The organism is Achromobacter xylosoxidans (assembly GCF_014490035.1).
Taxonomy (GTDB): Bacteria; Pseudomonadota; Gammaproteobacteria; order Burkholderiales; family Burkholderiaceae_B; genus Achromobacter; species Achromobacter bronchisepticus_A.
This window is the reverse complement of sequence record NZ_CP061008.1, coordinates 4366081-4391536: the sequence shown is the minus strand read 5'-3', so window position 1 is coordinate 4391536 and position 25456 is coordinate 4366081. Positions and strand designations below refer to the sequence as shown.

Annotated in this window: 29 protein-coding genes; 18 read left to right on the top strand and 11 right to left on the bottom strand. The window is 66.0% G+C overall.

All coding sequences use genetic code 11. The annotated features are described in order from the left end of the window. Nucleotides 1-389 precede the first annotated feature (389 nt). Nucleotides 390-1400 (top strand): Bug family tripartite tricarboxylate transporter substrate binding protein, encoded by a 1011-nt coding sequence (locus IAG39_RS20420; RefSeq protein ID WP_118933312.1) that lies wholly within the window; start codon nucleotides 390-392, stop codon nucleotides 1398-1400. A gap of 20 nt (nucleotides 1401-1420) precedes the next feature. After that, nucleotides 1421-3157, top strand: a complete 1737-nt coding sequence (locus tag IAG39_RS20415) for an IlvD/Edd family dehydratase (protein WP_118933336.1) — start codon at nucleotides 1421-1423, stop codon at nucleotides 3155-3157. A gap of 2 nt (nucleotides 3158-3159) precedes the next feature. Here the strand turns inward: IAG39_RS20415 and IAG39_RS20410 are convergent, their stop codons facing one another. Beyond that, nucleotides 3160-4053 carry a LysR family transcriptional regulator gene (locus tag IAG39_RS20410; RefSeq protein ID WP_059378420.1) on the bottom strand — a complete coding sequence of 298 codons (894 nt, stop codon included), beginning with the start codon at nucleotides 4051-4053 and terminating at the stop codon, nucleotides 3160-3162. A gap of 134 nt (nucleotides 4054-4187) precedes the next feature. On the opposite strand from IAG39_RS20410, the gene IAG39_RS20405 reads away from it, so the two are divergent. Beyond that, the gene (locus IAG39_RS20405) at nucleotides 4188-5177 is read left to right on the top strand and encodes a 2-hydroxyacid dehydrogenase (RefSeq protein WP_118933311.1); all 990 of its coding nucleotides are present in this window, start codon (nucleotides 4188-4190) and stop codon (nucleotides 5175-5177) included. Between the two features lie 19 nt (nucleotides 5178-5196). On the opposite strand, the gene IAG39_RS20400 is transcribed toward IAG39_RS20405, so the two are convergent. Both IAG39_RS20400 and IAG39_RS20395 read right to left on the bottom strand, forming a co-directional pair. After that, a complete protein-coding gene (locus IAG39_RS20400) occupies nucleotides 5197-5835 on the bottom strand; it encodes a hypothetical protein (protein WP_187523997.1) in 639 nt (212 codons plus the stop codon). Between the two features lie 86 nt (nucleotides 5836-5921). Beyond that, a complete protein-coding gene (locus tag IAG39_RS20395; RefSeq protein WP_124260376.1) occupies nucleotides 5922-6353 on the bottom strand; it encodes a hypothetical protein in 432 nt (143 codons plus the stop codon). Between the two features lie 141 nt (nucleotides 6354-6494). Here IAG39_RS20395 and IAG39_RS20390 point away from each other — a divergent pair, with 141 nt between their 5' ends. Both IAG39_RS20390 and IAG39_RS20385 read left to right on the top strand, forming a co-directional pair. Continuing rightward, nucleotides 6495-7400, top strand: a complete 906-nt coding sequence (locus tag IAG39_RS20390) for a PhzF family phenazine biosynthesis protein (RefSeq protein WP_118933308.1) — start codon at nucleotides 6495-6497, stop codon at nucleotides 7398-7400. A 249-nt stretch (nucleotides 7401-7649) separates the two neighbouring features. Beyond that, the gene (locus IAG39_RS20385) at nucleotides 7650-8084 is read left to right on the top strand and encodes a GNAT family acetyltransferase (protein ID WP_118933307.1); all 435 of its coding nucleotides are present in this window, start codon (nucleotides 7650-7652) and stop codon (nucleotides 8082-8084) included. Nucleotides 8085-8114: 30 nt separating this feature from the next. On the opposite strand, the gene IAG39_RS20380 is transcribed toward IAG39_RS20385, so the two are convergent. Beyond that, on the bottom strand, nucleotides 8115-9068 hold the full coding sequence (locus tag IAG39_RS20380) for a succinylglutamate desuccinylase/aspartoacylase family protein (protein WP_054458229.1): 954 nt from the start codon (nucleotides 9066-9068) through the stop codon (nucleotides 8115-8117). 11 nt (nucleotides 9069-9079) lie between these two features. Continuing rightward, the gene (locus tag IAG39_RS20375; RefSeq protein ID WP_118933306.1) at nucleotides 9080-10078 is read right to left on the bottom strand and encodes a Bug family tripartite tricarboxylate transporter substrate binding protein; all 999 of its coding nucleotides are present in this window, start codon (nucleotides 10076-10078) and stop codon (nucleotides 9080-9082) included. Between the two features lie 117 nt (nucleotides 10079-10195). On the opposite strand from IAG39_RS20375, the gene IAG39_RS20370 reads away from it, so the two are divergent. From IAG39_RS20370 to IAG39_RS20360, 3 genes are all read left to right on the top strand, one after another. Then, nucleotides 10196-11059 (top strand): MurR/RpiR family transcriptional regulator, encoded by an 864-nt coding sequence (locus tag IAG39_RS20370; protein WP_059378412.1) that lies wholly within the window; start codon nucleotides 10196-10198, stop codon nucleotides 11057-11059. Beyond that, nucleotides 11035-11511: a hypothetical protein gene (locus IAG39_RS31625; RefSeq protein WP_223283419.1), complete on the top strand. Its 477-nt coding sequence runs from the start codon at nucleotides 11035-11037 to the stop codon at nucleotides 11509-11511. The genes IAG39_RS20370 and IAG39_RS31625 overlap by 25 nt, the downstream gene beginning before the upstream one ends. A 120-nt stretch (nucleotides 11512-11631) precedes the next feature. After that, nucleotides 11632-12225 carry a YSC84-related protein gene (locus IAG39_RS20360; protein WP_059378409.1) on the top strand — a complete coding sequence of 198 codons (594 nt, stop codon included), beginning with the start codon at nucleotides 11632-11634 and terminating at the stop codon, nucleotides 12223-12225. Nucleotides 12226-12293: 68 nt separating this feature from the next. On the opposite strand, the gene IAG39_RS20355 is transcribed toward IAG39_RS20360, so the two are convergent. Both IAG39_RS20355 and IAG39_RS20350 read right to left on the bottom strand, forming a co-directional pair. After that, entirely contained in the window at nucleotides 12294-12527 is a 234-nt protein-coding gene (locus IAG39_RS20355) for a hypothetical protein (RefSeq protein ID WP_059378407.1), read from the bottom strand. Nucleotides 12528-12627: 100 nt separating this feature from the next. Next, on the bottom strand, nucleotides 12628-13098 hold the full coding sequence (locus IAG39_RS20350; RefSeq protein WP_006226939.1) for an Lrp/AsnC family transcriptional regulator: 471 nt from the start codon (nucleotides 13096-13098) through the stop codon (nucleotides 12628-12630). Nucleotides 13099-13258: 160 nt separating this feature from the next. Here IAG39_RS20350 and IAG39_RS20345 point away from each other — a divergent pair, with 160 nt between their 5' ends. The 6 genes from IAG39_RS20345 (at nucleotide 13259) to IAG39_RS20320 (ending at nucleotide 17423) form a co-directional block, all read left to right on the top strand. Continuing rightward, nucleotides 13259-14170 carry a DMT family transporter gene (locus IAG39_RS20345; protein WP_118933305.1) on the top strand — a complete coding sequence of 304 codons (912 nt, stop codon included), beginning with the start codon at nucleotides 13259-13261 and terminating at the stop codon, nucleotides 14168-14170. A 98-nt stretch (nucleotides 14171-14268) separates the two neighbouring features. Then, nucleotides 14269-15015: a sulfite exporter TauE/SafE family protein gene (locus tag IAG39_RS20340; RefSeq protein WP_059378404.1), complete on the top strand. Its 747-nt coding sequence runs from the start codon at nucleotides 14269-14271 to the stop codon at nucleotides 15013-15015. Between the two features lie 70 nt (nucleotides 15016-15085). Then, a complete protein-coding gene (locus tag IAG39_RS20335; protein WP_118933304.1) occupies nucleotides 15086-15310 on the top strand; it encodes a hypothetical protein in 225 nt (74 codons plus the stop codon). Nucleotides 15311-15636: 326 nt separating this feature from the next. After that, the gene (locus IAG39_RS20330; RefSeq protein ID WP_008159938.1) at nucleotides 15637-15849 is read left to right on the top strand and encodes a hypothetical protein; all 213 of its coding nucleotides are present in this window, start codon (nucleotides 15637-15639) and stop codon (nucleotides 15847-15849) included. A 148-nt stretch (nucleotides 15850-15997) separates the two neighbouring features. Beyond that, a complete protein-coding gene (locus IAG39_RS20325; RefSeq protein ID WP_059378425.1) occupies nucleotides 15998-17104 on the top strand; it encodes an AGE family epimerase/isomerase in 1107 nt (368 codons plus the stop codon). A gap of 103 nt (nucleotides 17105-17207) precedes the next feature. Then, complete coding sequence (locus tag IAG39_RS20320) at nucleotides 17208-17423, top strand: hypothetical protein (RefSeq protein ID WP_042792993.1); 216 nt, start codon at nucleotides 17208-17210, stop codon at nucleotides 17421-17423. Nucleotides 17424-17522: 99 nt separating this feature from the next. On the opposite strand, the gene IAG39_RS20315 is transcribed toward IAG39_RS20320, so the two are convergent. Further along, nucleotides 17523-18455: a LysR substrate-binding domain-containing protein gene (locus tag IAG39_RS20315; protein WP_118933303.1), complete on the bottom strand. Its 933-nt coding sequence runs from the start codon at nucleotides 18453-18455 to the stop codon at nucleotides 17523-17525. A gap of 112 nt (nucleotides 18456-18567) precedes the next feature. Here IAG39_RS20315 and IAG39_RS20310 point away from each other — a divergent pair, with 112 nt between their 5' ends. The 3 genes from IAG39_RS20310 (at nucleotide 18568) to IAG39_RS20300 (ending at nucleotide 20834) form a co-directional block, all read left to right on the top strand. Next, nucleotides 18568-19557 carry a Bug family tripartite tricarboxylate transporter substrate binding protein gene (locus IAG39_RS20310; protein ID WP_054458219.1) on the top strand — a complete coding sequence of 330 codons (990 nt, stop codon included), beginning with the start codon at nucleotides 18568-18570 and terminating at the stop codon, nucleotides 19555-19557. Between the two features lie 2 nt (nucleotides 19558-19559). After that, the gene (locus tag IAG39_RS20305) at nucleotides 19560-20429 is read left to right on the top strand and encodes an N-formylglutamate amidohydrolase (protein WP_059378399.1); all 870 of its coding nucleotides are present in this window, start codon (nucleotides 19560-19562) and stop codon (nucleotides 20427-20429) included. A gap of 72 nt (nucleotides 20430-20501) precedes the next feature. Next, nucleotides 20502-20834, top strand: a complete 333-nt coding sequence (locus IAG39_RS20300; protein ID WP_059378397.1) for a hypothetical protein — start codon at nucleotides 20502-20504, stop codon at nucleotides 20832-20834. 194 nt (nucleotides 20835-21028) lie between these two features. On the opposite strand, the gene IAG39_RS20295 is transcribed toward IAG39_RS20300, so the two are convergent. Beyond that, nucleotides 21029-21871 (bottom strand): LysR family transcriptional regulator, encoded by an 843-nt coding sequence (locus IAG39_RS20295; protein WP_118933302.1) that lies wholly within the window; start codon nucleotides 21869-21871, stop codon nucleotides 21029-21031. A 107-nt stretch (nucleotides 21872-21978) separates the two neighbouring features. On the opposite strand from IAG39_RS20295, the gene IAG39_RS20290 reads away from it, so the two are divergent. Then, nucleotides 21979-22962 (top strand): bile acid:sodium symporter family protein, encoded by a 984-nt coding sequence (locus IAG39_RS20290; RefSeq protein ID WP_059378394.1) that lies wholly within the window; start codon nucleotides 21979-21981, stop codon nucleotides 22960-22962. Nucleotides 22963-22996: 34 nt separating this feature from the next. Here the strand turns inward: IAG39_RS20290 and IAG39_RS20285 are convergent, their stop codons facing one another. Continuing rightward, on the bottom strand, nucleotides 22997-23386 hold the full coding sequence (locus IAG39_RS20285; RefSeq protein ID WP_118933301.1) for a Rieske (2Fe-2S) protein: 390 nt from the start codon (nucleotides 23384-23386) through the stop codon (nucleotides 22997-22999). Between the two features lie 51 nt (nucleotides 23387-23437). Then, nucleotides 23438-25243: an ABCB family ABC transporter ATP-binding protein/permease gene (locus tag IAG39_RS20280; protein ID WP_165867890.1), complete on the bottom strand. Its 1806-nt coding sequence runs from the start codon at nucleotides 25241-25243 to the stop codon at nucleotides 23438-23440. Nucleotides 25244-25456 lie beyond the last annotated feature (213 nt).

Here is a 25456-nt window from a genome sequence, read left to right as displayed (position 1 = left end):
TTAGCCGCCAAGGCAGCCCTGCGCCATTCCGATGCTCGCCCCAATGGGGCTGCGCTTCGGATGGCTCCGGGCTACCTCGGCTGACAGTCGCCTAATGCGTTGGCTTCAGCCCCCTTCATGGGCAGATGCCGTGAGCCGGTGGCCGGGCGGAGGGATCCGAAGCGCAGCCCCACCGGGGCGAGCATCGGAATCCCGCAGCCCGGACGCCGGCGGCTCAAGAACCCTGCTTCACAATACCGAAGTGCGATCCGGATTTTCCTCATCCGAACGCCCCAGGACTCGCACGGATTTTTTTGACAGAACATAAATTTTTTTCTCTTTTCGCAGACGAGAGTTTGCGAACATGCGCCTAGAGCTTTCAAGCCATAAGAACGCATCGGGAGACAACAATGTTCTGTAAGAATGCCGCGCGCAAGCGCATTCACATCGCCGTGGCCGCCTTCATCGCGGCAGCCGCCTTCACCGTTCCTGGCCATGCCTACGCACAGGGCGCCGATAGCTATCCCGGCAAGCCCATCCGCCTGATCATTCCGTACCCGCCGGGAGGCGCGACCGACGTGATCGGGCGCATCGTCGGCCAGCGCCTGAGCGAACAGATCGGCGGCCAGGTCGTGATCGAGAACCGGGGCGGAGCGGGCGGCAATATCGGAGCGGCCGAAGTGGCGCGCGCCCAGCCCGACGGCTACACATTGTTGATGGGGGCGCTGACTTCGCATTCGGTCATGGCGACCCTGGAGAAGGACACCATTCCCTACGATTTGCGCAAGGACTTCGCGCCCGCCGGAGTGGTCGGTTTCGTGCCGCTGGTGGCCGTGGTCAATCCCAAGCTGCCGATCAACTCGCTGGCCGATCTGGTGAGCTACGCCAAGGCGAATCCCGGAAAACTCAATTTCGCCTCGTCGGGCGCGGGCGCGCCGCAGCGCATGGCGATGGAACTCTTCAAGCAGATCGCGGGCGTCAACATCGTGCACGTGGCCTATCGCGGCAGCGGCCCGGCCATGACGGACCTGGTCGGCGGCCAGGTGGAGACGATGACAGAGACGGTGCCCGCCGCGATCTCCTTCATCAAGTCCGGCCAGTTGCGTCCACTGGCCGTGCTGACGCCGCAGCGCGTTTCGATGTTGCCGGATATCCCCACCGCCGAGGAACAAGGCTTCAGCGGCTTCAACGTCAGTTCGCTCTTTGGCGTAATGGCGCCGGCCGGCACGCCGGCTCCCATCGTCGCCAAGATCAACAAGGCGCTGACCACGGCGCTGGCCAAGGACGATGCCAAGGCCCAGCTGTTGCAGCAAGGCGTCTACGCCGACGCGTTAGACGTCGAAGCCTCCAAGGCGCGCCTGAACGCTGAAATCGAGCAGTGGGCCAAGGTCATCCGCGACGGCGGCATTACCGCAAATTAACTGGAAGCAGCTTGAACAAGATGAGCAAGAAAAACACCGAGGCGTCGCAGGGCGAGGCCGGCGGCCTGCGCAAAGGCCTCACCAGCTATGGCGACAGCGGCTTTTCGCTGTTCCTGCGCAAGGCCTTCATCAAGGGCGCGGGCTACACGGACGGCGCGCTGGACCGGCCGGTGATCGGCATCGCCAACACGGGCAGCGCCTACAACCCCTGTCACGGCAACGCGCCGCAGCTGCTGGAGGCCGTGAAGCGCGGCATCATGTTCGCCGGCGGGCTGCCGATGGACTTCCCGACCATCTCCATCCACGAGAGCTTTTCCTTTCCCACCAGCATGTACTTGCGCAACCTCATGTCCATGGACACAGAGGAGCTGATACGCGCCCAGCCCATGGATGCGGTGGTGCTGATAGGCGGATGCGACAAGACCGTGCCCGCCCAGCTCATGGGGGCCGCGTCGGCGGACATCCCGGCGATCCAGCTGGTGACGGGGTCGATGCTGACGGGTTCGCACCGTTCGGAACGGGTGGGCGCATGCACGGATTGCCGCCGGTACTGGGGCAAGTACCGCGCCGAAGAGATCGACGCTCAGGAGATCGCAGACGTCAACAACCAGCTCGTGGCCAGCGTGGGCACCTGTTCGGTCATGGGCACGGCAAGCACCATGGCCTGTATCGCCGAAGCGCTGGGCATGACCGTGCCTGGCGGCGCCACGCCGCCGGCCGTCACGGCGGACCGAATGCGTATCGCTGAACTCACCGGCGCACAGGCCGTCGAGATCGCCAGGCAGCGCCTGTCGGTCTCGAAGATCCTGACCGCGGATTCCTTCGAGAATGCCATGCGCGTGCTGCTGGCCATCGGCGGGTCCACCAACGGCATCATCCACCTGACCGCCATCGCCGGCCGGCTGGGCCTGGACCTGGATCTGCGGGCGCTGGACCGCATGGGGCGCGAGACGCCCGTGCTGGTGGACCTGAAACCGTCGGGCCAGCACTACATGGAGGACTTCCACAAGGCGGGCGGCATGGCCACGCTGCTGCGCGAACTCAAGCCGCTGTTGAAGCTCGACGCGCTGACCGTGACCGGCAGGACGCTGGGCGAGGAGATCGAGCGCGCGGGGCCGGGGTTCCCGCAGACCGTGGTCAGGACCAGGCAGAACCCGATCTATCCGCAGGGCGGGATAGCGGTGCTGTCCGGCAACCTCGCGCCCGAGGGCGCCATCATCAAGCAGTCTTCCGCCAACGCCGGGCTGATGGAGCACGAAGGCCGCGCCGTGGTGTTCGAGAACGCCGAAGATCTGGCGGGCCGCATCGACGCCGCCGATCTGGACGTCACGCCGCAGGACATCCTGGTGCTGAAGAACATCGGTCCCAAGGGCGCGCCCGGCATGCCGGAGGCGGGCTACATCCCGATCCCCAAGAAACTGGCGTCGCAGGGGGTGAAGGACATCATCCGGATTTCGGACGGCCGCATGAGCGGCACCGCCTTTGGCACCATCGTGCTGCACGTCACGCCGGAAGCGGCCATAGGCGGGCCGCTGGCCTATGTCAGGAACGGCGACCGCATACGCCTGAGCGTGAGCCGGCGCGAGATCTCCCTGCTGGTGCCGGACGAAGAGCTGGACCGCCGCCGCCGGGAGCAGCCAGTCACGCCGCCGACGGCCGAGCGCGGCTACAAGAAGCTCTTCCTCGATACGGTGACCCAGGCCGACAAGGGCGTGGATTTCGACTTCCTGCGCGGCGTGCCGGGCAAGTCGAAGTAGGGCTATGGCGTTGCCCGGCGTGCTTCCATATTGCCGAAGAGGGTCCGGGCATCCTGGGAAATCGACGCGGCCATCTTGGCATGATGGCCGCGGGTATTCCAGATCAGGCCGTTCCGGCGCACGGGCGCGCGGTTGGGCAGCGGGATGCGCGCCACGTCGAGCGACTTCCACATGGACGACCAGTCCGGAATCAGCGCAACGCCCAGGCCTTCGTGCACCAGCGCGACGATGGCAAGCAGGCCGTCGATTTCCAGCCGCTGCTTGGGCCAGATCTGATGGTCGCGCAGATAGCGGTCGGCCAACTGGCCGCCGTAGATGTTGCGGTCATACCGTATGAAGGGTTGGGTCGACAGCAGGGTGTGGGCGTCCTGGTCCGCAAGATGGGACGGCGCCACCACGACCAGCGGCTCTTCCATGAACGGCTGCCAGAGACAGCTCTTGGGCACGGCGAACTGCGGTTCCACCACGATGGCAGCGTCCAGTTCGCCGCTGACCACCTTGCCGCACAGGTCGATGGAGCCGCCGGGCGTGACGAAGACGCAGGCGTCCGGATGCTTGCGGTACAGCGATTTCAGTATCGGCGGCAGCACGTTCGTCAACGCGGACACGAAACAGCCGATGCGGAATTCGCCCGGCTGGTCGCCGTCGACGGCCATGGCGCGCAGATCGCGGATATTGCGGATGGCCGCCTTGGTGCCTTCGAGGATGCGCATGCCGCTCTCGGTCGGCCGCACCGAACGCCCGGAGCGCTTGACCAGCGCCACGCCCAGGTCCATCTCCAACGCCTTGATGCGCGCGGCGATGGCGGCCGAGGTCAGATCGAGCTTGCGCGCCGCTTCGGCGAATGAACCGGCTTCGACGACCGCGACGAAGCTCTGCATGCACTTGATGTCCATGATGCGATGGGCCTATTGCCCTGAAAGGAGAAACTTCAGGTTGAAGATCGCACGAACCGCTACGAACCCGGCTGCGATGGTTGCAGGCTTATCGCGCCAATTTTCCGTATGTTATAGCGTCGAGGTTGAAATCCATGATCGAGCATGAACTGGCCCAAGCGCGCCAGGCAGCAGCAAATGGCCCCGGCAAGGGGGACGGCGGGTTTCCCCCTCTGCTCAAGGTAGGGGTTTTTCCCGAGTCGGTGGAAGCGCAGTTCCGTTCGAGGTTCACGTTGATCGACGAGGAGGCGCTGCAAAACGATCCCGCGCAGGCCGAGGCGATCGGCGGCATCGTCACGCGCTCGAACTACCGGATTCCCGCCGAGCTGATGGATCGTTTGCCTGGGCTGCGCATCATCGCCACCAACGGCGTCGGCTACGACGGCATCGCGCTGGACCGCGCGCGTGAAAAGAACATCGTCGTGACCAACACGCCCGACGTGTTGAACAAGGCCGTGGCCGAATTGGCGGTGGGGCTGTTGCTCGCCCTGCTGCGCAAGCTGCCTGCGGCCGACAGCTTTGTGCGCGCGGGCGCGTGGGAGGCCTCGCCCTTTCCGTTGGGGGCGAGCCTGGCGGGCAGGAAGGTCGGCATCGTCGGTTTAGGGCGCATCGGCAAAGAGATCGTCCAGCGGCTCGTGCCGTTTGAAGTGGACCTCAGCTACTTCGGCCGCACGCGCCAGGAGGCGCCGTGGCGGCATTTTGATTCTCTGCCTGCCATGGCCAGCCATGTGGACGTGCTGGTCCTGTCGTGCCCCGGCGGGGCGGCGACGCACCATATCGTCGACGCCGCCGTGTTGAGTGCGCTGGGGCCGGAGGGGCTGGTCGTCAACGTCGCCCGCGGCTCGGTGATCAACGAGGCCGACCTGTGCCATGCGCTGGCCAACGGCATCATCCAGGGCGCCGCGCTGGACGTGTTCGAAAGCGAGCCGTTGGGCGAGAGCCCGCTGCGGCACCTGTCCAACGTGATCCTGGCGCCCCATATCGGCAGCGCCACGCACGAGACTCGCCGCCAGATGGCGGAGCTGGCGATACGGAACCTGGTGTCGTTCTTTACGACGGGGAGGGCAGTTACGCCAGTGGCGTAGCTGGACGTTGGGCTGCCCGCTAGAACCACACCGTGGCAATCAACAGCGCGCAGCCCGCCGTCGCGGTGGCTGCCATGATGACGGCCAGGCGCAAGGCGATCTTGCGTTCCTTGCGGCCGACGTTGGGGTTGCCGACGTTGGCGGAGCGCAGTTGTTCCCAGGTCCACGCGGCGCCCGCTTCGCGGCTCTGCAAGGCCGAGGCGGCGTTCGCCGTGGAGCGGGAAATGCGGGTGAGCCGCAGCGCCGGATAGGCCAGCAGCAGCCCGGCCAGGAACAAGGCGCAGGCGCTGATTGCGCCCGCCGTGAAGGCCGAGCTGTCGCGCGCGGCGAACAGGATAAGGGACGCCGCCAGGCCGATGAGGTTCAAGCCGGCCAAGGCTTTCAGCGCCTGGACTCCCCAGGGGCCAGTGGCTTCCTCGGTGAAGTCTCCGACCGAGCGCCAGTAAGCGGCGTCGTTGGATGCGGCCTGGAAAAAGAAGGCGAGATCCCTCAGGAGCACGTCGCCTTGCCTGTCGTCGGGGCTCGTGTCCCGATGCCATTGGGTGGCGAACTTCCGGCTTCGATCGGCGTCCGCGTGATGCGCGCGGGCCCAGTTCTCTGCCAGACGTACCGCCGCTTCGACGGTAAGAGCCCCCGCGGGTCTTGCACTGTCTTTCATCTTTTTCATCCCCATATATGGGACATTGTACTAGGCCTGCGTGGGGGCGAGTTGATGCAAGACAGGAGGGCGATGCGCCGCGGAGATCAAGGCAGGGCGGCGCCCGGACCTGGGGCAGGCCGGGAGAAACACACTTCGAGCAGACTGTTGCTGCGCAATTTGATGGTGACGTCCATTCGTTGCCTGCCCGGGGCGGTGGCTGCAAGCAGTCCGAGGCCCAGGGCGCCGATCCAGGCGGGAAGAAAACTGGCCAGATCCCAACCCGTGATGCCGGTGTTGTAGGGCTGCTTGAGCACCCGAGCGGTCAGTCCGTGTTCATGGCAGAACGCCTGCATCGCCGCGGCGGTTTGATCGATGTCGACGATGTTCTCAAGAAAGAACGGCTCCTGCGCCAGCATCAGGCGGACAAGTTCACCAGCAGGCAGGCGGTTCTCGAAGTAGGTGCGTACCGTGGACATATGGCGGGTTCCGGGCGTGAGCAAATCGTCATGTGCCGGTGGCTGGAAAGAGGCAAGCATGCCAGTCTTGGGGAATAGTCTATGCCAAATCCCCCCGCTGTTACGGTCCCGATTCACCGCCTCTGTGTCTGGCGGGCCACACGCTGGCCCCGCAAACTTTACAGGTCGCCGCGCAGTCCGCGCGGTTTGAGAGGACGTTCCATGCGCTACCGTTATGTCACCGCCGATGTGTTCACCAGCCAAGCGTACGGCGGCAATCCGCTGGCCGTCGTGTTCGACGCCCAGGGGCTGAGCGGGGCGCAGATGCAGCGCATCGCGCGCGAGTTCAACTATTCCGAAACCAGCTTTGTGCTGCCGCCGCGGGATCCGGCCCATACCGCTTGGGTGCGTATCTTCACGCCCGACCGCGAAGTGCCGTTCGCGGGGCATCCCAACGTCGGTACGGCCGTGGTGCTGGCCCGAGAAATGGCTGCCTCCGGCCGGACTGTGCCGGAAACCTTTGTGTTCGAGGAAGAGGCGGGACTGGTGCGCATTGCGCTGCGCACGGGCGCAAGCGGCGCGGCCGGTGCGCAGCTGCTTGCGCCGCAACCGCTGTCGCGCGCCAGCGAGGCGCCGGCCGCCGCGGTCGCGCGGGCCTTGAGCCTGGAGCCTGCGGACATCGATACCTCCACGCATGCGCCGCAGGTGGCGTCGGTAGGCCTGATCTTCCTGGTGGTGCAATTGGCCAGCCGCGACGCCTTGCGCCGGGCCGTGCCAGACCCGGCAGGCTACGCGGCCTTGCTGCCGCTGGACGGCGCAAAGTCCATCTATGCCTACACCACCGATACGGGCGCGGGTGCACAGGCGGATGTCCAGGCTCGCATGTTCACGGGTCGCATGACCGAAGACCCCGCGACCGGCAGCGCGACGGCGGCCATGACGGCCTTGCGCACGGCCCTGCGCGGCGCGGGCGCGCTGCGCCTGCGGGTGGAACAGGGCGTGGACATGGGACGCGCCAGCGTGCTGCTGGCCCACGCCGAACCGCGCGCAGATGGCGTCTGGGCGGGTGTGGCGGGAGAGGCCGTGGTGGTGATGGAAGGTACGCTGGCGGCGCCTGATGTGTCTTGAGCCTGGCGGCTCCGCGTGGCCTCGTGTATGCTGACCGCATGAACGCACCGCATTTCGCGCCGATCTCCGGCGCAACCTGCCGACGAATCGCTCGACGTTTACGTTGAGTGGCCAGTCACGTCCAGGCGCCGAACCCTCGGCGCCTATCCCTGAAAGCCACGATACTCCTCGTGGCTTTTCTGTTTCTGGCTGGTCCCGCTGTCGAGGCGTATCGCAAGGCTTTCGTTGCCATCCTTGAAGGAACGAAGCATGAGTGCGCAAGACCTCGCCATCCGGCCCTACCATTCGACCGATGAAGCCGCGATCATCCAGCTGTGGCATGACTGCGGCCTGACCCGCCCATGGAACGATCCGCGCAAGGACATCGAGCGCAAGCTTGCGGTGCAGGCGGATCTGTTCCTGGTAGGAGAGGCGGACGGCGCGATCGTCGCGACGCTGATGGGCGGCTATGACGGCCATCGCGCCTGGATCAACTACCTGGCGGTCTCGCCCGCGCATCAGCGCCGCGGCCACGCGACCGCGCTGATGCAGGCAGTCGAGCGCAGGTTGCTGGAAATGGGCTGCCCCAAGATCAATCTGCTGATCCGGTCCGGCAATGTCGCGGTGAAGGATTTCTACGCGACCCTGGGCTTTCAGCAGGACGAGGTCATCAGCCTGGGCAAGCGCCTGATTCCGGACCTTTGACGGCACCGGACCAGGCGCGCGCGGCAGCGATCAGATCGCCACGGTCAGGTATACCGCTTCGCGGCCCACGATGGGCATGCGGGTGGGCATGAAGATGGTGCAGTCATCGCAGGGCGAACGGATTTCCTCGGTGCCGTTCATGGCGATGAGTTCACCCTTGGCGAAGGTCTCGAAGCCGATCACCGGACGCGTGAAGGTGAAGTCCTCGGACTTCACCATATGCACTTCGAGCAGGCGGTAGCGCTGCGGCGCGGGCGGGGGCGGCGTGCCGGCAGGCATGTCGATCAGGCCCGTGTGCGCCAGGAAGCGCAGCGTGACGTCCGTGGCCAGGTCGGCGGCGGATTGCGCGAAGTGCTGGCCGCATTCGACCACCAGCGATCCGCTGCTGTCGGAGTGCGGATCGCCATGGCGGCCGTAGCCCATGACGCCGGTGCCAGGGAAAAGGTCGGGAGGCATCACCAGATGCACCTGCGGCACGCCGACGGCGCTGGCCAGCGCCGTGTTGCGGTCCATCTCGGTGTAGACCCAGAAGGGCTGCACCGGCGCACGCGTGGAGTGGATGTCGAGCACGAAGTCTGCAGCGTCGAGCACCGGACGCAGCTCGCGGGCGCGGCGCAGTTCGGGGCTGTCTTCCGGGCCGTCCAGCATGGCTGCCGACCAGATGCGGTTCAGGTTGTGGACGAGCTGGCGGTTCTCGTAGGGGTTTTCGATATCGAAGGCTTCATAGGCTTCGACGTGCGCGAAGCTGACGGTGAGCGTGCCGATCTTGGGGCGCACGCCGCTGTCCAGCAGATGGGTCGCAGCCACCATGCCGCAGATTTCGTTGCCGTGCGTGATGGCGTTGATCAGCACGTGCGGGCCGGGGCGGCCAGACTCGAAACGGTGCACGTAGGGAATGCCGACATTGCCCTCGCGGTAGGCCGAGAGATCGCGCGGCAGGACTTCGAGCGGAGCGGTGTCGGGTTCGAAAGCGGGATTTTTCATGGGAGTAGGGCCTATTCAGGACGGATGCCGGCGCGGTCGATCAGGTCTTTGTACAACGCCAGGCGCTCGGACATCATGGCGGTGAACTGCTGCGGAGTCTGGTTCTCGGGGGGCAGCGCGCCGGCCTTTTCCAGGGATTGCGGCATGCCATCCTCGGTGGCGGCGGTGCGCACGGCGGCCAGCAGCTTCTGGACGATGTCGGGCGGCGTGCCGGCGGGCGCGGCCAGGCCGATCCACGACATGGAGTTGAGCACGGGATAGCCCAGTTCCTCGAAGGTCGGCACGTCGGGCAGGGAGTCCAGGCGCTTGGGGGCGGCCACCGCCAGCGCGCGCATCTTGCCGACCTGGATGTGGGGCAGGAAGGGCGCCAGGTTGTCCAGCGCGAACTGCGCCTGGTCGGACAGCAGCGCGTTGATCAGCGGCGCGCCGCCGCGATAGGGCACGTGCACGGCCTGCAACTGCAAGGTGTTCTTCAGCAGTTCGGCGTTGAGCTGACCCATGCTGCCGATGCCCGCGGTGGCATAGTGCAGCTGGTCGGGGCGCGCCTTCAGCAGCGCCACGAATTCCGCCAGGTTGCGGGCCGGCACGGCGGCGTTGGTCACCAGCACATTGGGCGTGCGCGACAACTGCGAGATCGAGATGAAGTCCTTGATCGGGTCGTAGCCCAGGTCGTTGCGCATCAGCGGGTTGGCCAGGTGCGAGCTTTGCGAGGACGCGACCAAGGTGTAGCCGTCCGGCGTGGCGCGCGCGACGCGCTTGCTGCCGATGGCGCCGCCCGCGCCGTCGCGGTTCTCGATGATGACGCTGGTACCCAGCGCCTTGCCCAGGGCGTCCGCGTACAACCGGCCGATCAGGTCGACGGAGCCGCCCGCAGGAAAGGGGACGACCAGCGTGATGGGGCGCGAAGGATAGGCGTCGGCGCGCGCGGCCAGCGGCAGCAAGGCGGCGCCCAGGCCGGCCAGGACCAGGCTGCGGCGGGTCATGGACGGCCCCTGGGGGTGATGCTTCATGGAACTCTCTTGTGATGTCTGCGGGTTTGGTCTAATTTGCAATGAAAATTGCAGGCTGCAATATAAGATGCAATGTGTGTTGTGAGATTTGGGGTTATCACCTAGGGCCATGCAAGGATGAACCTGCACCAACGTATCGCCGGCTACGGCCGCAAGCTCAGCAAGAGCGAACAAATGCTGGTCGAGGAAATGCAGGCGCGCTATCCGCAGAGCTTGCTGGAATCGGCGACGGCGCTAGCCAGGCAGGTCGGCACCAGCGCTTCCACCGTGGTGCGCCTGTTGGCCAAGCTCGGCTACGAAAGCTATGCGCAGGCGCAGATGGAGGCGCGCGCGGAGGTGACGGCGCGCCTGGCCTCGCCCGGCGAACGCGCGGACGCGGTGGGCGCCGACAAGCCGTCGCCGCGCGCCTGCCTGCACAACGCCTTGCTGCACGACCAGCACAACCTGAAGGAGACTTACGCGTCGATCGACGTGGCGGCTTTCGAGGCCGCCGTGCGGCTGCTGACGCAGCGCAAGGGGCGGGTGCACGTGCTGGGGCTGCGCCAGGCCGCGCCGCTGGCCAGCCACGTCGCCTTGTACCTGAACCTGTGCCTGCCTTCGGTCAGGCCCATGGTCGCCGCCGGTCCGTTGTTCCTGGAAGACCAGCTGCTCTGGATCGACGAGGCCGACGTGCTGCTGGCGTTTACCTTCAGGCGCTATTCAGTTGCCGCGGCCAAGGCGGTGCAGTACTTCCGGCAGCGCGGCGGCAAGGTGATCCTGATCACCGATTCGGCGTCGGCGCCCGCTGTGGCGTCGGCACACCACGTGCTGATCGCGCGCAGCTCCAGCGCATCGCCTTTCGATTCCTACACCGCGGCCTTTTCCGTCTGCAATGCCTTGCTTGCGGCGGTGGCGCAGCGCAGCAAACAGGCCTTGGGCGCGGCGTTGGAGCGCGGCGAAGGCTTGTGGGATGCGCAATGGATTCGCCCGCCGGGCGGCTGAAAGACGCGGCTCGCACCGTTGTGCGCGGCGAGTGCCAAAGGCCTGGATTCGGACCGATTTTCGGCCATTTGGAGGCGCGGCAAGATGCGTTCGCACTACCTGCTCTAGTACTCCATAACTCCTTGAAAACATTGCTTTTCAAGCCAAAAATTTTTTGGCATATTGCGGCCGGGAAAAGCAATTTCGAGGAGCAAGGAATGGGCGCGTGGCCACAGCGTCATATTGATGGATTCGAGGTGGAATGCCAGGTCATCCGGCTGGATACCGGCATGTTGGCGATCGAGGTTGCGGTATGCCGCAGGGTGGCAGGCGAATTCGAGCGCCGCTGGTCGCTGCCGCGCTTCGTGACCTTCGAGGATCCCGGGACGGCCAGACGCCATGCCGAACTGGTGCTGTCCGGCATCGTGTCGGTGGATGAAGCCACGGGCGAACCGCGCTACGGCATCCTGTAGCGGCGGGCCCGACCCGCGGCGGCAGGCAGGTTTTTGTTTCTTTTCACACAATCGCATGCTTTGCGCTGGCGGATTTGCCCGGTACATTGGTGTAGGGTGACAACAACAAAGGAGAGTTCCATGTTTGATACTTTTCCTGTCTTGCGCCGCGCTGGCCTGGCCGCCGCGGCGATCGGTGTGGCCGGCCTGATGTTTACCGGCTGCACCACCACCAGTCCCAAATCCTCGGCAACCGCGACTGAACAGCGCCAATCGCTGAACAGTGCGGCCGACGCCACCTTGGGCAAGCTCTATCAAGCCTCGCCGCAGTCCAGGGAACTGGTCGCGCGCGCCCGGGGCGTGCTGATCTTTCCCGATGTGTTGAGCGGCAGCTTCATCATCGGCGCCGAACATGGCAAGGGCGTGCTGCGCGTGGGCAGCTCCACCGCTGGCTACTACAGCACCACGGCGGGTTCCGTCGGCTTCCAGGCGGGCGCGCAGTCCAAGGCGATGGTGCTGTTGTTCATGACGGACGAGGCGCTTGCCAAGTTCCGCAACAGCAGCGGCTGGACCGTGGGCGCCGACGCGACGGTCGCGGTCGTCAACGTTGGCGCCAATGGCCGCATCGACACCAACACGGCGCAGCAGCCCATTGTCGGTTTCGTGATGAACAACGGCGGCCTGATGGCAGGCGTGTCCCTGGCTGGCACCAAGATCTCCAAACTGGATCTTTGAGCTGCCTGCCAAGCAAAACGCCGCGGATGGTCTCCGCGGCGTTTTTGTTTGGCGCGGCAGCCGGCGCTTCAGCCCATGAGCGTATCGCCGTTGTTGCGCACCGAACTCTCGCGCTGCATTTCGGCAGCTTCGATGTCCGGGTCCAGGCCGCGCCAGCGTTTGATGCGGCCGCGATCCTGCTCGGGCTCCCAGCCGAGCAGGCCGTAGCGTGTGATTTCGGTTTGACCCGTTTCGAATTCCACTTCGAAGTAGCCCTGACGATCGGGTAGCGTGCCGCCGGGGAACCAGTCGGTTTCAGGCATGGTGTTCTCCTTGCTAGGCGATGGGAGGGGCGCCGGCGCGGGGCGCGGCGCTTTCATTGTGGAGGGGCATCGCGGATCCCGCAAGTTGCCGCCGCAGGCCTCACGCGAGCGGGACGGCAGTGGTGTACAGCACCTGCTTCAAGGCAAAGCTGGAACGGATGCTGGCTACGCCGGGGATGCGGGTGATGTGTTCGACGATCAGCCGCTCCAGTGCGTCCACGTCGGGCACCAGGGCGCGTATGAGGTAGTCGGCGTCGCCTGACATGAGGTAGCACTCCATGATTTCCGGCAGGACCGCGATCTCGCGTTCGAACACGTCCAGCGCCGCCTTGCGCTGCTTGTCCAGCGAGATCTGGATGAACACGTTGACCTTCAGGCCCAGCTTGCGGGCATTGAGCAAGGTGACGCGGCGGTCGATCAGGCCCTCGGTTTCGAGCCGGCGCACGCGCGCCAGACAGGGCGAGGCGGACAGGTTCACGCGCGCGGCGAGCTCGACATTGGTCAGCCGCGCATCGCGTTGGAGTTCGTTGAGGATACGGATGTCGGTGGCATCCAGGTTGATTTCCGGCATAAGTCACCCAGGTATGGTCATTCAGCAATTCATCTGTGCTGAGTATGACGGGTATCGCCCTTGAATGCAGTGAAATATGCTGGGGTTAACCCTATAGACTATTCCATCGTTTGGCAATTGTGCCAAAGCGCGGAATATTCAAGCAGTAGATTGGGCAGTAATGAGTCAGCAGAGCACGTTGGGCAGGTTTTTGCCGCTGGTCGGCGCGGTAGCCATCTGGGGCGGCAATTGGCCCGTCATGAAGCTGGGGCTGACGCACATGAGCCCGCTCTGGCTGGCCGCCAGCCGCTTCGGCTCGGCCGCGCTGATCAGCGCGCTGGTGCTGGGCATGCTGGGCCGCCTGCGCCTGCCCACGCGGCAGGAAATGCCGCTGGTGGCCGGCGTGGCGTTGCTGCAGATGGGCGCGTTCACGGCGCTGGCGCTGTGGGCGATGCAATACGTGGCGCCGGGGCGCGCGTCCGTGATCGCCTACGCCACTTCCATCTGGGTCATTCCGCTGTCCTCGCTGATCCTGAAGGAACGCCTGTCGATGGCGCAATGGCTCGCGACGGCGCTGAGCTATGCCGGCATCGCCGTCATCGTCGCGCCCGCGTTCAGCCCCTGGCAGGCGCACACGGTGGTCGGCCTGGCGATGCTGCTGGGCGCGTCCTTTGCATGGGCCTGCAACATCATCCAGCTGCGCGGCTACCGGCATATCCGCCTGGGCGCGGACATGATTCCCTGGCAGACCGCCATCGCGGCGCTGCCGCTGGCCGCGCTGGCGTGGATGCGCGATGGCGCGCCCGTCTTCCTGGCGCAGCCCGAGGCATGGCCGGTGATCCTGTACACCGGCCCGCTGGCTACCGCGCTGACCTTTATTGTGGTGCTGGGTATGACGCAGAAGATGCCGCCGGTGGCGACCTCGATCGCCATGCTGTGCGTGCCGGTGATCGGGCTGATCGTGTCCTCGCTGGTATTCCAGGAGCGCATCTCGGCCGACCTGACGCTGGGCCTGGCCCTGATCGGCGCCAGCGTGGCGGCGTCGGCGGCGGCGACGCGCCTGAAGCGGCCTTTGGCGCTGCGCGCTTCGTAGTCCGCCTGCACGCCGCCGCCGCGAAACCGGCCAGCGATGCGGTCTAGAATGTCGAGCGCCGGAACCGTTCCGGCTTCTCTTGCAGGCATGCGGCGGGTATGGATTCCTTATATGTGCTGGTCGCGGCGGGCGCCATGGCCGCCGGGTTCGTGCAGGGCCTCTCGGGCTTCGGCTTCGGCATGGTGGCCATGTCGTTCTGGGCCTGGACGATAGATCCGAAACTCGCTGCCGCCATGGTGGTGTTCGGCTCGCTGACTGGCCAGTTGCTGGCCGCCTTTACCATGCGCCGCGGATTCGCGGCGGTGCATCTGCTGCCCTTCGTGGCAGGCGGATTGCTGGGGATTCCGTTGGGCGTCAAGCTGTTGCCATACCTGGATCCGCTGATGTTCAAAGCGCTGGTGGGCGGGCTGCTGGTGGTTTGGTGCCCAGTGATGCTGTTCGCGACGCGCTTGCCTCCCATCAAGGCGGGGGGGCGATTGGCCGATGGGGTGGTGGGCGCGATGGGCGGCGTCATGGGCGGCATAGGCGGATTCACCGGCGTCATTCCTACCTTGTGGTGCACCTTGCGCCGCTTTGACCGCGACGTACAGCGCGCGGTGATCCAGAACTTCAACCTGTCGATGCTGGTTGTGACGATGGCGAGCTATGTCTACACCGGTGTGGTGACGCGCGACATGCTGCCGCTGTTCGCGGTGATCGTGCCGGCGATGCTGGTGCCAACCTTATGGGGCACGCGCGTGTACGTGGGCATCAGCGACGTGTCGTTTCGCCGCATCGTGCTGGGCCTGCTCACTGTTTCGGGCGTGGCGCTGCTGGCGTCATCCTTGCCCAAGCTGCTTGCCTAGCGTCCCTTACCGGTCATCGGGGCGGGACCGGCGACATGCTATCGTTGGGTATTCAAGAGAGAATCACCGCATGGCATTGCACCGTTTCGAGAAAGGCGAGTTGGGACATTGGCTGCGCATCGTGGCCGACAATTGCGCGCCCGGCGCCGTCCAGACCGAAGTGCCCGCGCACGTCGCGCAGGCGCTGGAGACGCTGCGTTGCATTGCAGCCGACGCCGACGGCCGCTGGCTCATCACCGAGAAGGGCAAGCTCGCCCTGCGCATGGAAGAGCCAGGCGCCATCCACTTGCGCTGACCCGCGAAATCCGATTATGTCGACAGCAGCGGCCCGGGGCCGCTCTCCGCGTTTCGCTGCGTCTTGACCGTTTGGTGCGGGAATTTCCACACAATTTGCGAATGTTTTCGCAGTATTTCGCGAGTTCGCGACTACTAGGGCCGTGCTACGGGAATTTCCTGAGACGGAATGCGCGATTTGGCTGCTTTTCGACGTATCGCAGGCCACGAGTCGCCAGTAAGATGAACTTGCGTGACGTTTGCAGGTCTATTCATTTGCGCGGGGATTCTGCCCCCGCAACGTCACGCGTGGTTCACGCGTTTAGGTAACCGACTGGGAGGTAGCACATGCAGCATCGTGACCAGGAAGTTCTGATCGACGTTTCCACAGCGGCCATGGATACCGGCGGATATGGCGTACTGCTGACGGTTACGGCCGAGGGCGGCACCGAAGTGGATGCCGCGTTTTCCCACTTGGGCAACTGCGCTTCGTTGGACGAAGCACGCGATCGCGCGGAAGTATTCGCGCAGAACTGGGTAGAGGAAAACATCTTCCGATAGGGCGCCCCGCCCTGGACGGAGCTGATTGGCTGGACCGGTCTGTGTGAGCATGACGCTTCGGAGAATACTCAAAGGTTTGCGACGAAAATTTCGGTTATCGTTGCTGCTCCAAAATCTGGGGCCCTCAGTGGGTATGCGCCGTTCCAAGATGACTGCCGCACAGACCAACTCTTCACTTGCGGAACACATCCGCGCATTCCGCGACCATTTTGATTCCGTTGTCCTGCCTCTTTGGATGGGGCAGGGTTTCAATGGCGCGCTGGGTCTGCCTTTTGAATCGCTGGACGCAGCTACCGGCCGCCCGCTGCCGGCCGAGCGCTACCGCGCCATGGCTTGCGCGCGCCAGCTCTACGTTTTTTCAGAAGCGTCTGGCGCCGCCGCGCGCGCGCATGCCGATGTGCTGTTCGAATCGCTGCGCCGCGTATTCCGCGACGAGTCCCATGGCGGATGGCGCTACAGCGTGGACGCCGCTGCACATGCGCTGGACGACACGCAGGACCTGTACACCCACGCGTTCATCGTGCTGGCCTGCGCCGCCTATTTCCGCCGCAGCCGCAATGCCGATGCGCGCAAGCTCATGTTGTCGACGTCGTCGACCATCGAGGCGCGCTTCAAGACTGCCGACGGGCTGTATCACGCGGCGCTCAGCGCCGACCTGAGCCAGCCGCTGCGCGCGCCCGCGCAGAATCCCATGATGCATCTGACCGAGGCATATCTGGCGGCGGCCCAGGTCGCGGAGCCGGCGCTGTACGCGCAGCGTCTGCGCGGCCTGGCGCAAGGCATCAGCCATTTTTTCGTGCATGCGGCCTCCCAGTGCATCTCGGAACAGCGGCAGGGTACGGCCGGCAACCGGCTGGAGCCCGGGCATCAGTTCGAGTGGCTGTCGCTGGTGCAAGGCTCGGCCGAGGTTTTCGACGGCCTGGAGCTGACGGAGTCGCTGCCGCGCGCGGTGCGCTGGTCGCGCCGCCATGGCGTGGACGCGGGCGGGGTGGCGGCATCGCTGGACGAGTCCGGCGCCGTGATCGACGATACGCGCCGGATCTGGGCGCAGACCGAGTATTTGCGGGTGCTCGGCGTGCTGGGGGATCTGCCCGCGCTGGAGGCCGGCCTGGCCATGTTCCGCGCGCGTTTCCTGCACGCTGGCGGCTGGTACGAATGCCTGGACGCGGACGGGGCGGTGGTGCGCGCGGACATGCCTTCGACCTCCCCATACCACCTGGCTACCTGCCTGTCCGCCATGCCGACCGTTGTTTAATTGTGGCGTTAACAATTATTTTTGGATTTATCGTCATATATTGATAGAAAAGTATTGGTGGAATCCCTTACAATTTGGTTACTATGTTTGTAGGGAAGCATCAATGAGCGTTATGTGCCTGGCTTGCCAACGCATTAACCCTGGGCTTGCTGGCGTTGCGCCGCATGCCCATCTGGGGCATCAGGGATTCACCAACCCGACGCAGAAGGGCCGGGAAGAAAGCCGTGAAGACCACTTCCGCTGCCTGAATTGCGGGGCGAAATGGCTGCGTGAAACCGACAAGTGGGGCGTGGACCTGGGGTTCAAGCTCGCGCCCTGAGCTATTCGCTGCGCCATCCGGACGGGCTCCTCAGGAGCCCGTTTTCATTTCGTCGCAGTTGTTCTCCGTCACACGAAACCACATGTTGCTTGCTGCCGCTCAACCCGGGCCGGCGGCGACCACGTCGGGATCTTGCCCGGCAGTCTCCAGCAGCCATAGCCGGAAGCAGGCCAGCGCATAGTGGTCGCGGCGCTGGGCCGGCGCGCATAAGTGATAGCCGCGGGCGATGCGTATGGGCAGGTCGGGAAACGGGGCCGCCACGCGTCCCGCCTGCAGGTCGTCGCGGACCAGGCAGCGCTGCAGCACCGCGATACCCATGTCAGCCATGACGGCGCGGACCAGGATGGAAACCTGGTCGAAACCATTGGACAGCTGGACCGAGGCGCGCGGCACGCCAGCAGCGGCCAGCCACTGCATCCAGTTGTCCATGCCATTCGAGTGATACAGCAGCGGCTCCCCAAGCAGGCCGGCCGGGGTCTCCCAGAGTCCCTGCGCGCGCCGCGCCGCCAGCCGGGCGGGGTGGCAGATCACGACCAGTTCACGCCCGATAACGTAGTCCACCTGCCAGCCAGGCCATTGCTCGGGCAGGCCGGACAGGATGCTGGCATCGGGCGTCGCGCCCGAAAAGTCCTCGTTGCGGCGGTAGGCCGCGAAGCCGAGCTGGATATCCGGATGGCGCGCGTGAAAGTCGGACAGGCGGGGCACCAGCCAGGCGCTGGCCAGCGTCGGCACCGTCGACAGCGTCAGGCGCAGGCGGCGGTCGTTGGCACGCAATCCGGCGCTGAGCGATTCGATCTGCTGCAGCGGGCCTTGCGTGCCGTCGTACAGGCGGCGTCCGGTTTCAGTCAGGGTCAGGCCATGGGCGTTGCGATGCATCAGCGGCTGGCCGAAATGCGCTTCCAGGCGGGAAATGGCGCGGCTGACGGCGCCCTGGGTGACGCACAAGACCTCCGCGGCGCGGGTGAAGCTGCCCAGGCGTGCCGCCGTCACGAAGGCGTGCAGTTCGGACATGGAGGGCGAGTGCAGTCGCATCTAGCATGACCATTGGTAATGAAGCCGTGCAATATAGTCGTTTGAAAGGGGATCGTAAAGTTCGGACACTGGCGGCCTTGTCGACTGACCTTCAACTTTCGGAGTCATCCCCATGTCCCGCCGCCTTCTGGGCCGATCCGCGCGCTTCGCGCTCGCCGGCATGTTCGCTACCCTGTCCTTCGCCGGCATCGCCCAAGCCGCCGACTATCCCGCCCGTCCCATCAAGCTGGTGGTGCCGTTCGCCGCCGGCGGTTCGACCGACATCGTGGCGCGCCTGGTGGCCGAGTACGCCGGCCGTGACCTGAAGCAGACCATCGTGGTCGAGAACAAGGCTGGCGCCGGCGGTTCCATGGGCATGGAGCAGGTGGCCCGCGCCACGCCCGACGGCTACACCATCGGCATGGCCACGATGAGCACGCATGGCTCGAATCCGGCCGTGTTCCGCAAGATGAACTACGACCCGGTGAAGGATTTCGTGCCGGTGGCCAACGTGGTCGCCGTGCCCAGCATCTTCGCGATCAACCCGGGTCTCCCGGCCAAGAACATGGCCGAGTTCGTGGCCCTGGCCAAGAAGCAGCCGGAACGCTATAGCTTCGCTTCGCCGGGCGTGGGTTCGCTGGGTCACGTGAACATCGAGAATTTCATGATGCTGTCCGGCATCAAGCTGCTGCACGTGCCGTACCGCGGCGCCGGTCCGGCGCTGAACGACGTGATGGGCGGCCAGGTGGACGCGATCACCGACAACCTGTCCTCGACCCTGCCGCAGGTGCAGGGCGGCAAGCTGCGCGCGCTGGCCGTGCTGGGCGCCGAACGCTCGCCGCTGTTGCCCGACGTGCCGACCTACATCGAGCTGGGCTACCCCGACATGGGCACGGGCGGCTGGTTCGGCCTGGTGGCGCCCGCCGGCACCCCGCCGGCCGTGATCGAGCGCCTGAACAAGGCGGTGCGCGCCGCCCAGGACGATCCGGAATTCCGCAAGAAGGCCGAGGAAGTGGGTGGTACGCTGGTGCGCACCACGCCCCAGGAATTCGAGGCGCAGATCCAGCAGGCCCTGGCGCGCTACGCCAAGGTCGCCAAGACTGCCAACATTCAGGCTGATTGACGATGACCCACGCCGACTTCGACGCTGTTTCCGTACACGAGCCCACCGGCCCGGCCTTGCCGCTGGTTTGCGATTCGCCGCATAGCGGCGAGCGCTATCCCGACGATTTCGGCGCCGCGGCCACCCTGGCGCAATTGCGCCAGGGCGAGGACACGCACGTGGACGCGTTGTGGTCGGCGGCGCCGGCCCTGGGCGCGACGCTGATTGCCGCGAACTTTCCGCGCGTCTATATCGATCCGAACCGCACGCTGCAGGACCTGGACCCGGAGCTGCTGGCGCAGCCCTGGCCCGAACCGCTGGACCCGGGCGAGAAGACGCGCCTGGGCAAGGGTCTGATCTGGCGCAGGATGGACAAGTCCACGCCGATCTACGATCGCAAGCTGACGCTGGCCGAAGTGCGCCACCGCATCCAGGCGTACTACGAGCCCTACCATGCTGCGCTGTCCCAGGCGATTCAGCAGGTGCGGCAGCGTTTTGGCGCGGTCTGGCATCTGAACCTGCATTCCATGCCCAACGACGCCTACGAGCGCCTGGGCCGCCAGAGCGAGCATCCGCTGGCGGACTTCGTGCTGGGCGACCGCGACGGCACGACCTGCGAACCCGAGTTCATCGCCCTGATCGAGACCGCCTTGCGCGACAAGGGTTACACCGTGGCGCGCAACGACCCCTACAAGGGCGTGCAGCTGATCGCGCAGATCGGCCAGCCGGCCTTGAACCGCCACAGCCTGCAGGTGGAAATCCGCCGTCCGCTGTACATGGACGAAGCCACGCGCGAGCGCAACTCGGGCTTTGCGCCGCTGCAGGCCGACCTGTCCGACGTGCTGGCCCAGGTGGCGGCCTACGTGCGCGCGCGCCAGGCGGCGCCGGCTTAAGTTTCCCCGCGGCTGGCCGTAGTCGGTAACAAGGAACCGCGCTTTTTTTGGGCGCGGCCACACGGAACCGCAATGGCTGAGAAGATCATCAACGGATTTTCGGTGCTCGCGTACGCGACCCAACCCGAGGGGCGCGTGCCGCCGCGCGCTTTCATCGAAACGCGGCGGCTGCCGAAGAAAAAGAGCCAGGCCGAACTGGACGCCCAAGCCGCGACCCAGGCTGATGCCTCAGCGCCGCCGGATGAAGCCGCGCAGCAGGAAGCCGAGCCCGACACCCAGGCTTTCGAGATCTTTATCAGCCGACGCTTCCGCAGCACGGTCGAGGCCATGTCGGCCGCGCGCAACGCGCTGGACCGCGTCAAGCTGGTCGATGAGGACGGCGTTCCGGACCACTTGCCCGAATAGTCCGGCCATGGGGCGGCAACGCGCCGCTCATATTGTTATCCCGCCTTTGTATTTGTCGAGCCCCAGAGCGCAGGCCGATGATGCCGCATGGCAAGCATCGCCATGTGGTCGTTCCGGATAGACGCCGCGAACATTGGCCGCGGCGCTTGCCCGAACACATGCCAACCCCAAGCGAGGCAGTCAGAAAGAAAGCCTCAGGTCAGCGTGCTGCGCATCAGGATCTCGGTCAGCGCCCGCGTGGGCTTGTTGGGCGCGGGCGCCGAGATCACGATGAATTCCACCTGTGGCAGCGCGGGCAGCTGCGCGGCGCCCGCCGGAGCGGCAAGGCCCAGGGTGGACAGGTGCGAAGGCTGCACCGTGATGCCCAGGCCGGCGCGGGCGGCCGCCTGGCAGCCGGCGTAGCTGGTGCTGGTGCACACGATCTGCCAGCTGCGGCCGGCGCGGGCCAGGGCGTCCAGCGTCAGGCTGCGGGTCACGCTGGGTTCGCGCAGCAGGATCAGGGGCAGCGGCTCGCCGGGCGCCACGCGCAGGCCTTCCTTGGCCTGCCACAGCAAGGCTTCCTTGTGCAGGGTCTGGCCGCGCCGGTCGCCCTTGCGGCGCTTGCCTATCATGACGTCCAGGCCATTGTCGTCCAGCAGCTTGTAGAGCTCGCTGGTGACGCCGATGGTCAGGTCCAGTTCCACCTCGGGGTGGGCCAGCCGGAAGGCGGCCAGCACGTCGGGCAGCGGGCCCATCGCCAGGTCGTCCGAGGTGCCCAGGCGCACGCGCCCGCGCAGGCGGGGCGCGTCGAACAGGCGCTCGGCACGCTCGTGCGCGTCAAGGATGATCTGCGCATGCACCAGCAGGCTGCGGCCGTCGCTGGTGAGCGCGAGCGAGTGCGTGTCGCGCTGGAACAGGCGCCGGTTCAAGGCCTGTTCCAGCTGACGGATGTGCTCGCTGACCGTGGGCTGGGTCAGCCCCAGCCGCCGGGCGGTTTCGGTGAAGCTGGGCGCGGCGGCGGCAGCGGCGAAGGTCTTGAGCCACAGAGGATTGAGCATGGCGGCCTGGTCATAGGAAAGTCCGATGACAGTTAAAGTACCTAGTGGGCTTCACGATGGCAAGCGCCGTGCCTATAGTTTCCGCAATCCCTACGGAAACCTTTGCCATGCGCCGCTTCCTGCCCGACCAATTCACGCTCATCCTGATCGCCACGGTGGTCTTCGCCAGCTTTTTCCCGGCCGTGGGCAAGGGCGCGGCGTTCATGACCGTGGCCAGCAACATCGCCATTTCGCTGCTGTTCTTCCTGCACGGCGCCCGGCTGTCCACCGATGCCATCGTGGCCGGCGTGAAGGACGTGCGCCTGCACGCGCTGATCCTGGCTTGCACCTTCCTGCTGTTTCCCGCGCTGGGGCTGGGTTTGCGGGCGCTGTTTCCCAACCTGTTGACGCCGTCGCTGTGGCTGGGCGTGCTGTTCGTCTGCACCCTGTCGTCCACCGTGCAGTCGTCGATCGCCTTCACCTCCATGGCGCGCGGCAATGTGCCGGGCGCGATCTGCGCGGCCACCGCGTCGAACCTGCTGGGCACGGTGCTGACGCCGCTGCTGGTGGCGGTGCTGCTGCACCGCCAGGGCGGGGGCCACGGGCTGGCCGACGCCGGCCGCATCCTGCTGCAGCTGCTGCTGCCGTTTGCGGTGGGCAGCCTGCTGCGGCCCTGGATCGGCGCCTGGGCCCAGCGCAACAACCGCACGCTGTCGAAAGTGGACCGCAGTTCGATCCTGCTGGCTGTCTACACCGCGTTCAGCGAGGCGGTGGCGCAGGGCATCTGGCACGCGTTCCCGCCCATCGACCTGGCCTCCATGGTGCTGGTGAACGCCTTGTTGCTGGGAACGGTGCTGCTGATCACGACCTGGGGCAGTCGCAAGCTGGGGCTGTCCAAGGAAAACGAGATCACGCTGGTGTTCTGCGGCTCGAAGAAGTCGCTGGCCTCGGGCATTCCGCTGGCCACGGTGCTGTTCGGCACCTCGCAGATGGGCGTGGTGGTGCTGCCGCTGATGATCTTCCACCAGATGCAGCTGATGGTCTGCGCGGTGCTGGCGCGGCGCTACGCGGAACGGCAGGCGCCGGCGGAAGCGGCGGCGGCGCGGGCGTGAAATCCGCGCAAGGGTTCTGCTGGAGCGTACCGTTCTAGGCGGCCGCGTCTTCCCAAGGACGGATCTTGCCGGCCGGCTGCCAGTAGACCGCGCCATCGCGTTCCTCGACGGCCAGCGCGGTCAGGCGGCCGTTCTTACAGGGGCCGCCCACGCATAGCCCCGTGTCCGGCTGGTAAGTGGCGCCGTGCCGCGCGCACATGATCAGGTCGCCGGCGCGGGTGAAGAAGCTGCCTTCCCAATCCAGTTCCACGCCGACGTGCGCGCAGCGGTTCAGATAGCCGTGCACGCGGTCCTGATAGCGCACGAAGAAGGCCGTGGTGCGGCCGGCGGCATCCGACACGGGGAGCTTCACGCCCAGGCCGCCGTTGGCGAGGTCGGAGGAAGCGCAGACGCGGACGGCGGGGACGGGGGCTGAATCCTGCATGGTGGGCCTGGAAATCAAAGGGTGCGATGTTCGGACAGGGGGGAGGGCTTGTCAATCCGGCGCGCCGGTCAGGGCGCTTTGCTGCTGGCGGGCCCACATGCCGGCGTAGATGCCGTCCTGCGCCAGCAGCTGCGCATGGCGGCCGCGTTCGACGATGCGGCCCTCGGCCAGCACGATGATCTCGTCCGCATCCGCCACGGTGGACAGGCGGTGGGCGATGATCAGCGTGCTGCGGCCCTGGCTGACTTCGCGCAGATTGGCCTGGATTTCGCGTTCGGTGTGGGTGTCGAGCGCGCTGGTGGCTTCGTCGAACAGGAAGATGGGCGGGTTCTTCAGGATGGTCCGGGCGATCGCCACGCGCTGCTTTTCGCCGCCGGACAGCTTCAGCCCGCGTTCGCCCACCATGGTCTGGTAGCCGTCCGGCATGGCCATGATCAGGTCGTGGATGTGGGCCAGGCGCGCCGCCGCCTGGATCTCTTCCTCGCTGGCGCCGGGGCGGCCGTAACCGATGTTGTAGAGGATGGTGTCGTTGAACAGCACGGTGTCCTGCGGCACGACGCCGATCGCGGCGCGCAGGCTGGCCTGGGTCACGCTGCGCACGTCCTGGCCGTCGATGAGGATCGCGCCGCCGTCGGCGTCGTAGAAGCGGAACAGCAGGCGCGCGATGGTCGATTTGCCGGCGCCGGAGGTGCCGACGACGGCCACGGTCCTGCCCGCGGGGATGGTGAAGCTGACGCCCTTCAGGATGGGGCGGCGCGCGTCGTAGCCGAAATGCACGTCGCGGAACTCCACTGCGCCGCCCGCCACGCGCAGGGGCTGCGCATCGGGCCGGTCGGCCACTTCGCGGTCCTGTCCCAGCAGTTCGAACATGCGCTCCATGTCGATGATGGCTTGCTTGATCTCGCGGTAGACGAAGCCGAAGAAGCTCAGCGGCTGGTACAGCTGCAGCAGGTAGGTGTTGACCAGCACGAAATCGCCCAGCGTGTAGCGGCCCTCGGCGATGCCGGTGGCAGCCATCCACATGACCAGGGTGAGGCCCACCGAGATGATGGCGGCCTGGCCGATGTTGAGGATGGACAGGCTGACCTGGCTGCGCACGGCGGCGCGTTCATAGCGCTTGAGCGACGCGTCGTAGCGGCGCGCCTCGTGTTCCTCGTTGCCGAAGTATTTGACCGTCTCGTAGTTCAGCAGGCTCTCGATGGCCTTGGTGTTGGCCTCGGAGTCGGTTTCGTTCATCTGGCGCCGGAACTTGGCGCGCCATTCCGTGACCAGCAGCGTGTACGCCATGTACAGCGTGACGGTGGCGCCGGTGGCCAGCGCCAGCCAGATGTCGAACATCTTCCACAGCACCACGCAGACCAGCCCGATCTCGAAGAAGGTCGGCAGGATGCTGAAGAGCAGGAACGACAGCAGGGTCTGGATGCCCTTGGTGCCGCGCTCGATGGCGCGGTTCAGGCCGCCGGTCTGGCGCGTCAGGTGAAAGCGCAGCGCCAGCGCATGCAAGTGGCGAAAGACCTGCAGGCCGACCGCGCGGATGGCGTGCTGCCCGACGCGCGCGAAGATGGCATCGCGCAGTTCCGAGAACAGCAGCGAAAGCACCCGGGCCGTGCCATAGGCCAGGATCAGGCCCAGCGGCACGGTGACGGAACCCGGGGCGCCCTGGCCCAGCTCGTCGATGGCGTGCTTGTACAGCAGCGGGACATAGACCGTGGCCACCTTGGCCGCGAACAGGCACAGCAGGGCCGCGATCACCCGCGTTTTCAGGCCCGTCTCGCCGGGCGGCCAGAGATAGGGAAAGAGGGTGCGCAGGGTGGAAAAGCCGCCGCGGCGCTCGGGCCGCGTGTCAGGAGCGTTCATGGTCTGGGGGGATGCATGGGCCGTCGGGCCGTCGGAAGCGCATTATCGGCCACAGGCGCCAATTCTGCCGCAGCGCCGCGCCCAGGGGCGAAAACGCCTGCTTTGGCAGAGGGCATTCAGGGATTTTGCGGCTCTGGGGGTAATATCGGCCTCACGACCCCTGGGATGTGTAGACCTCTCCCGGGGGTTTTCAATCCGGCATGGTGACTCGGG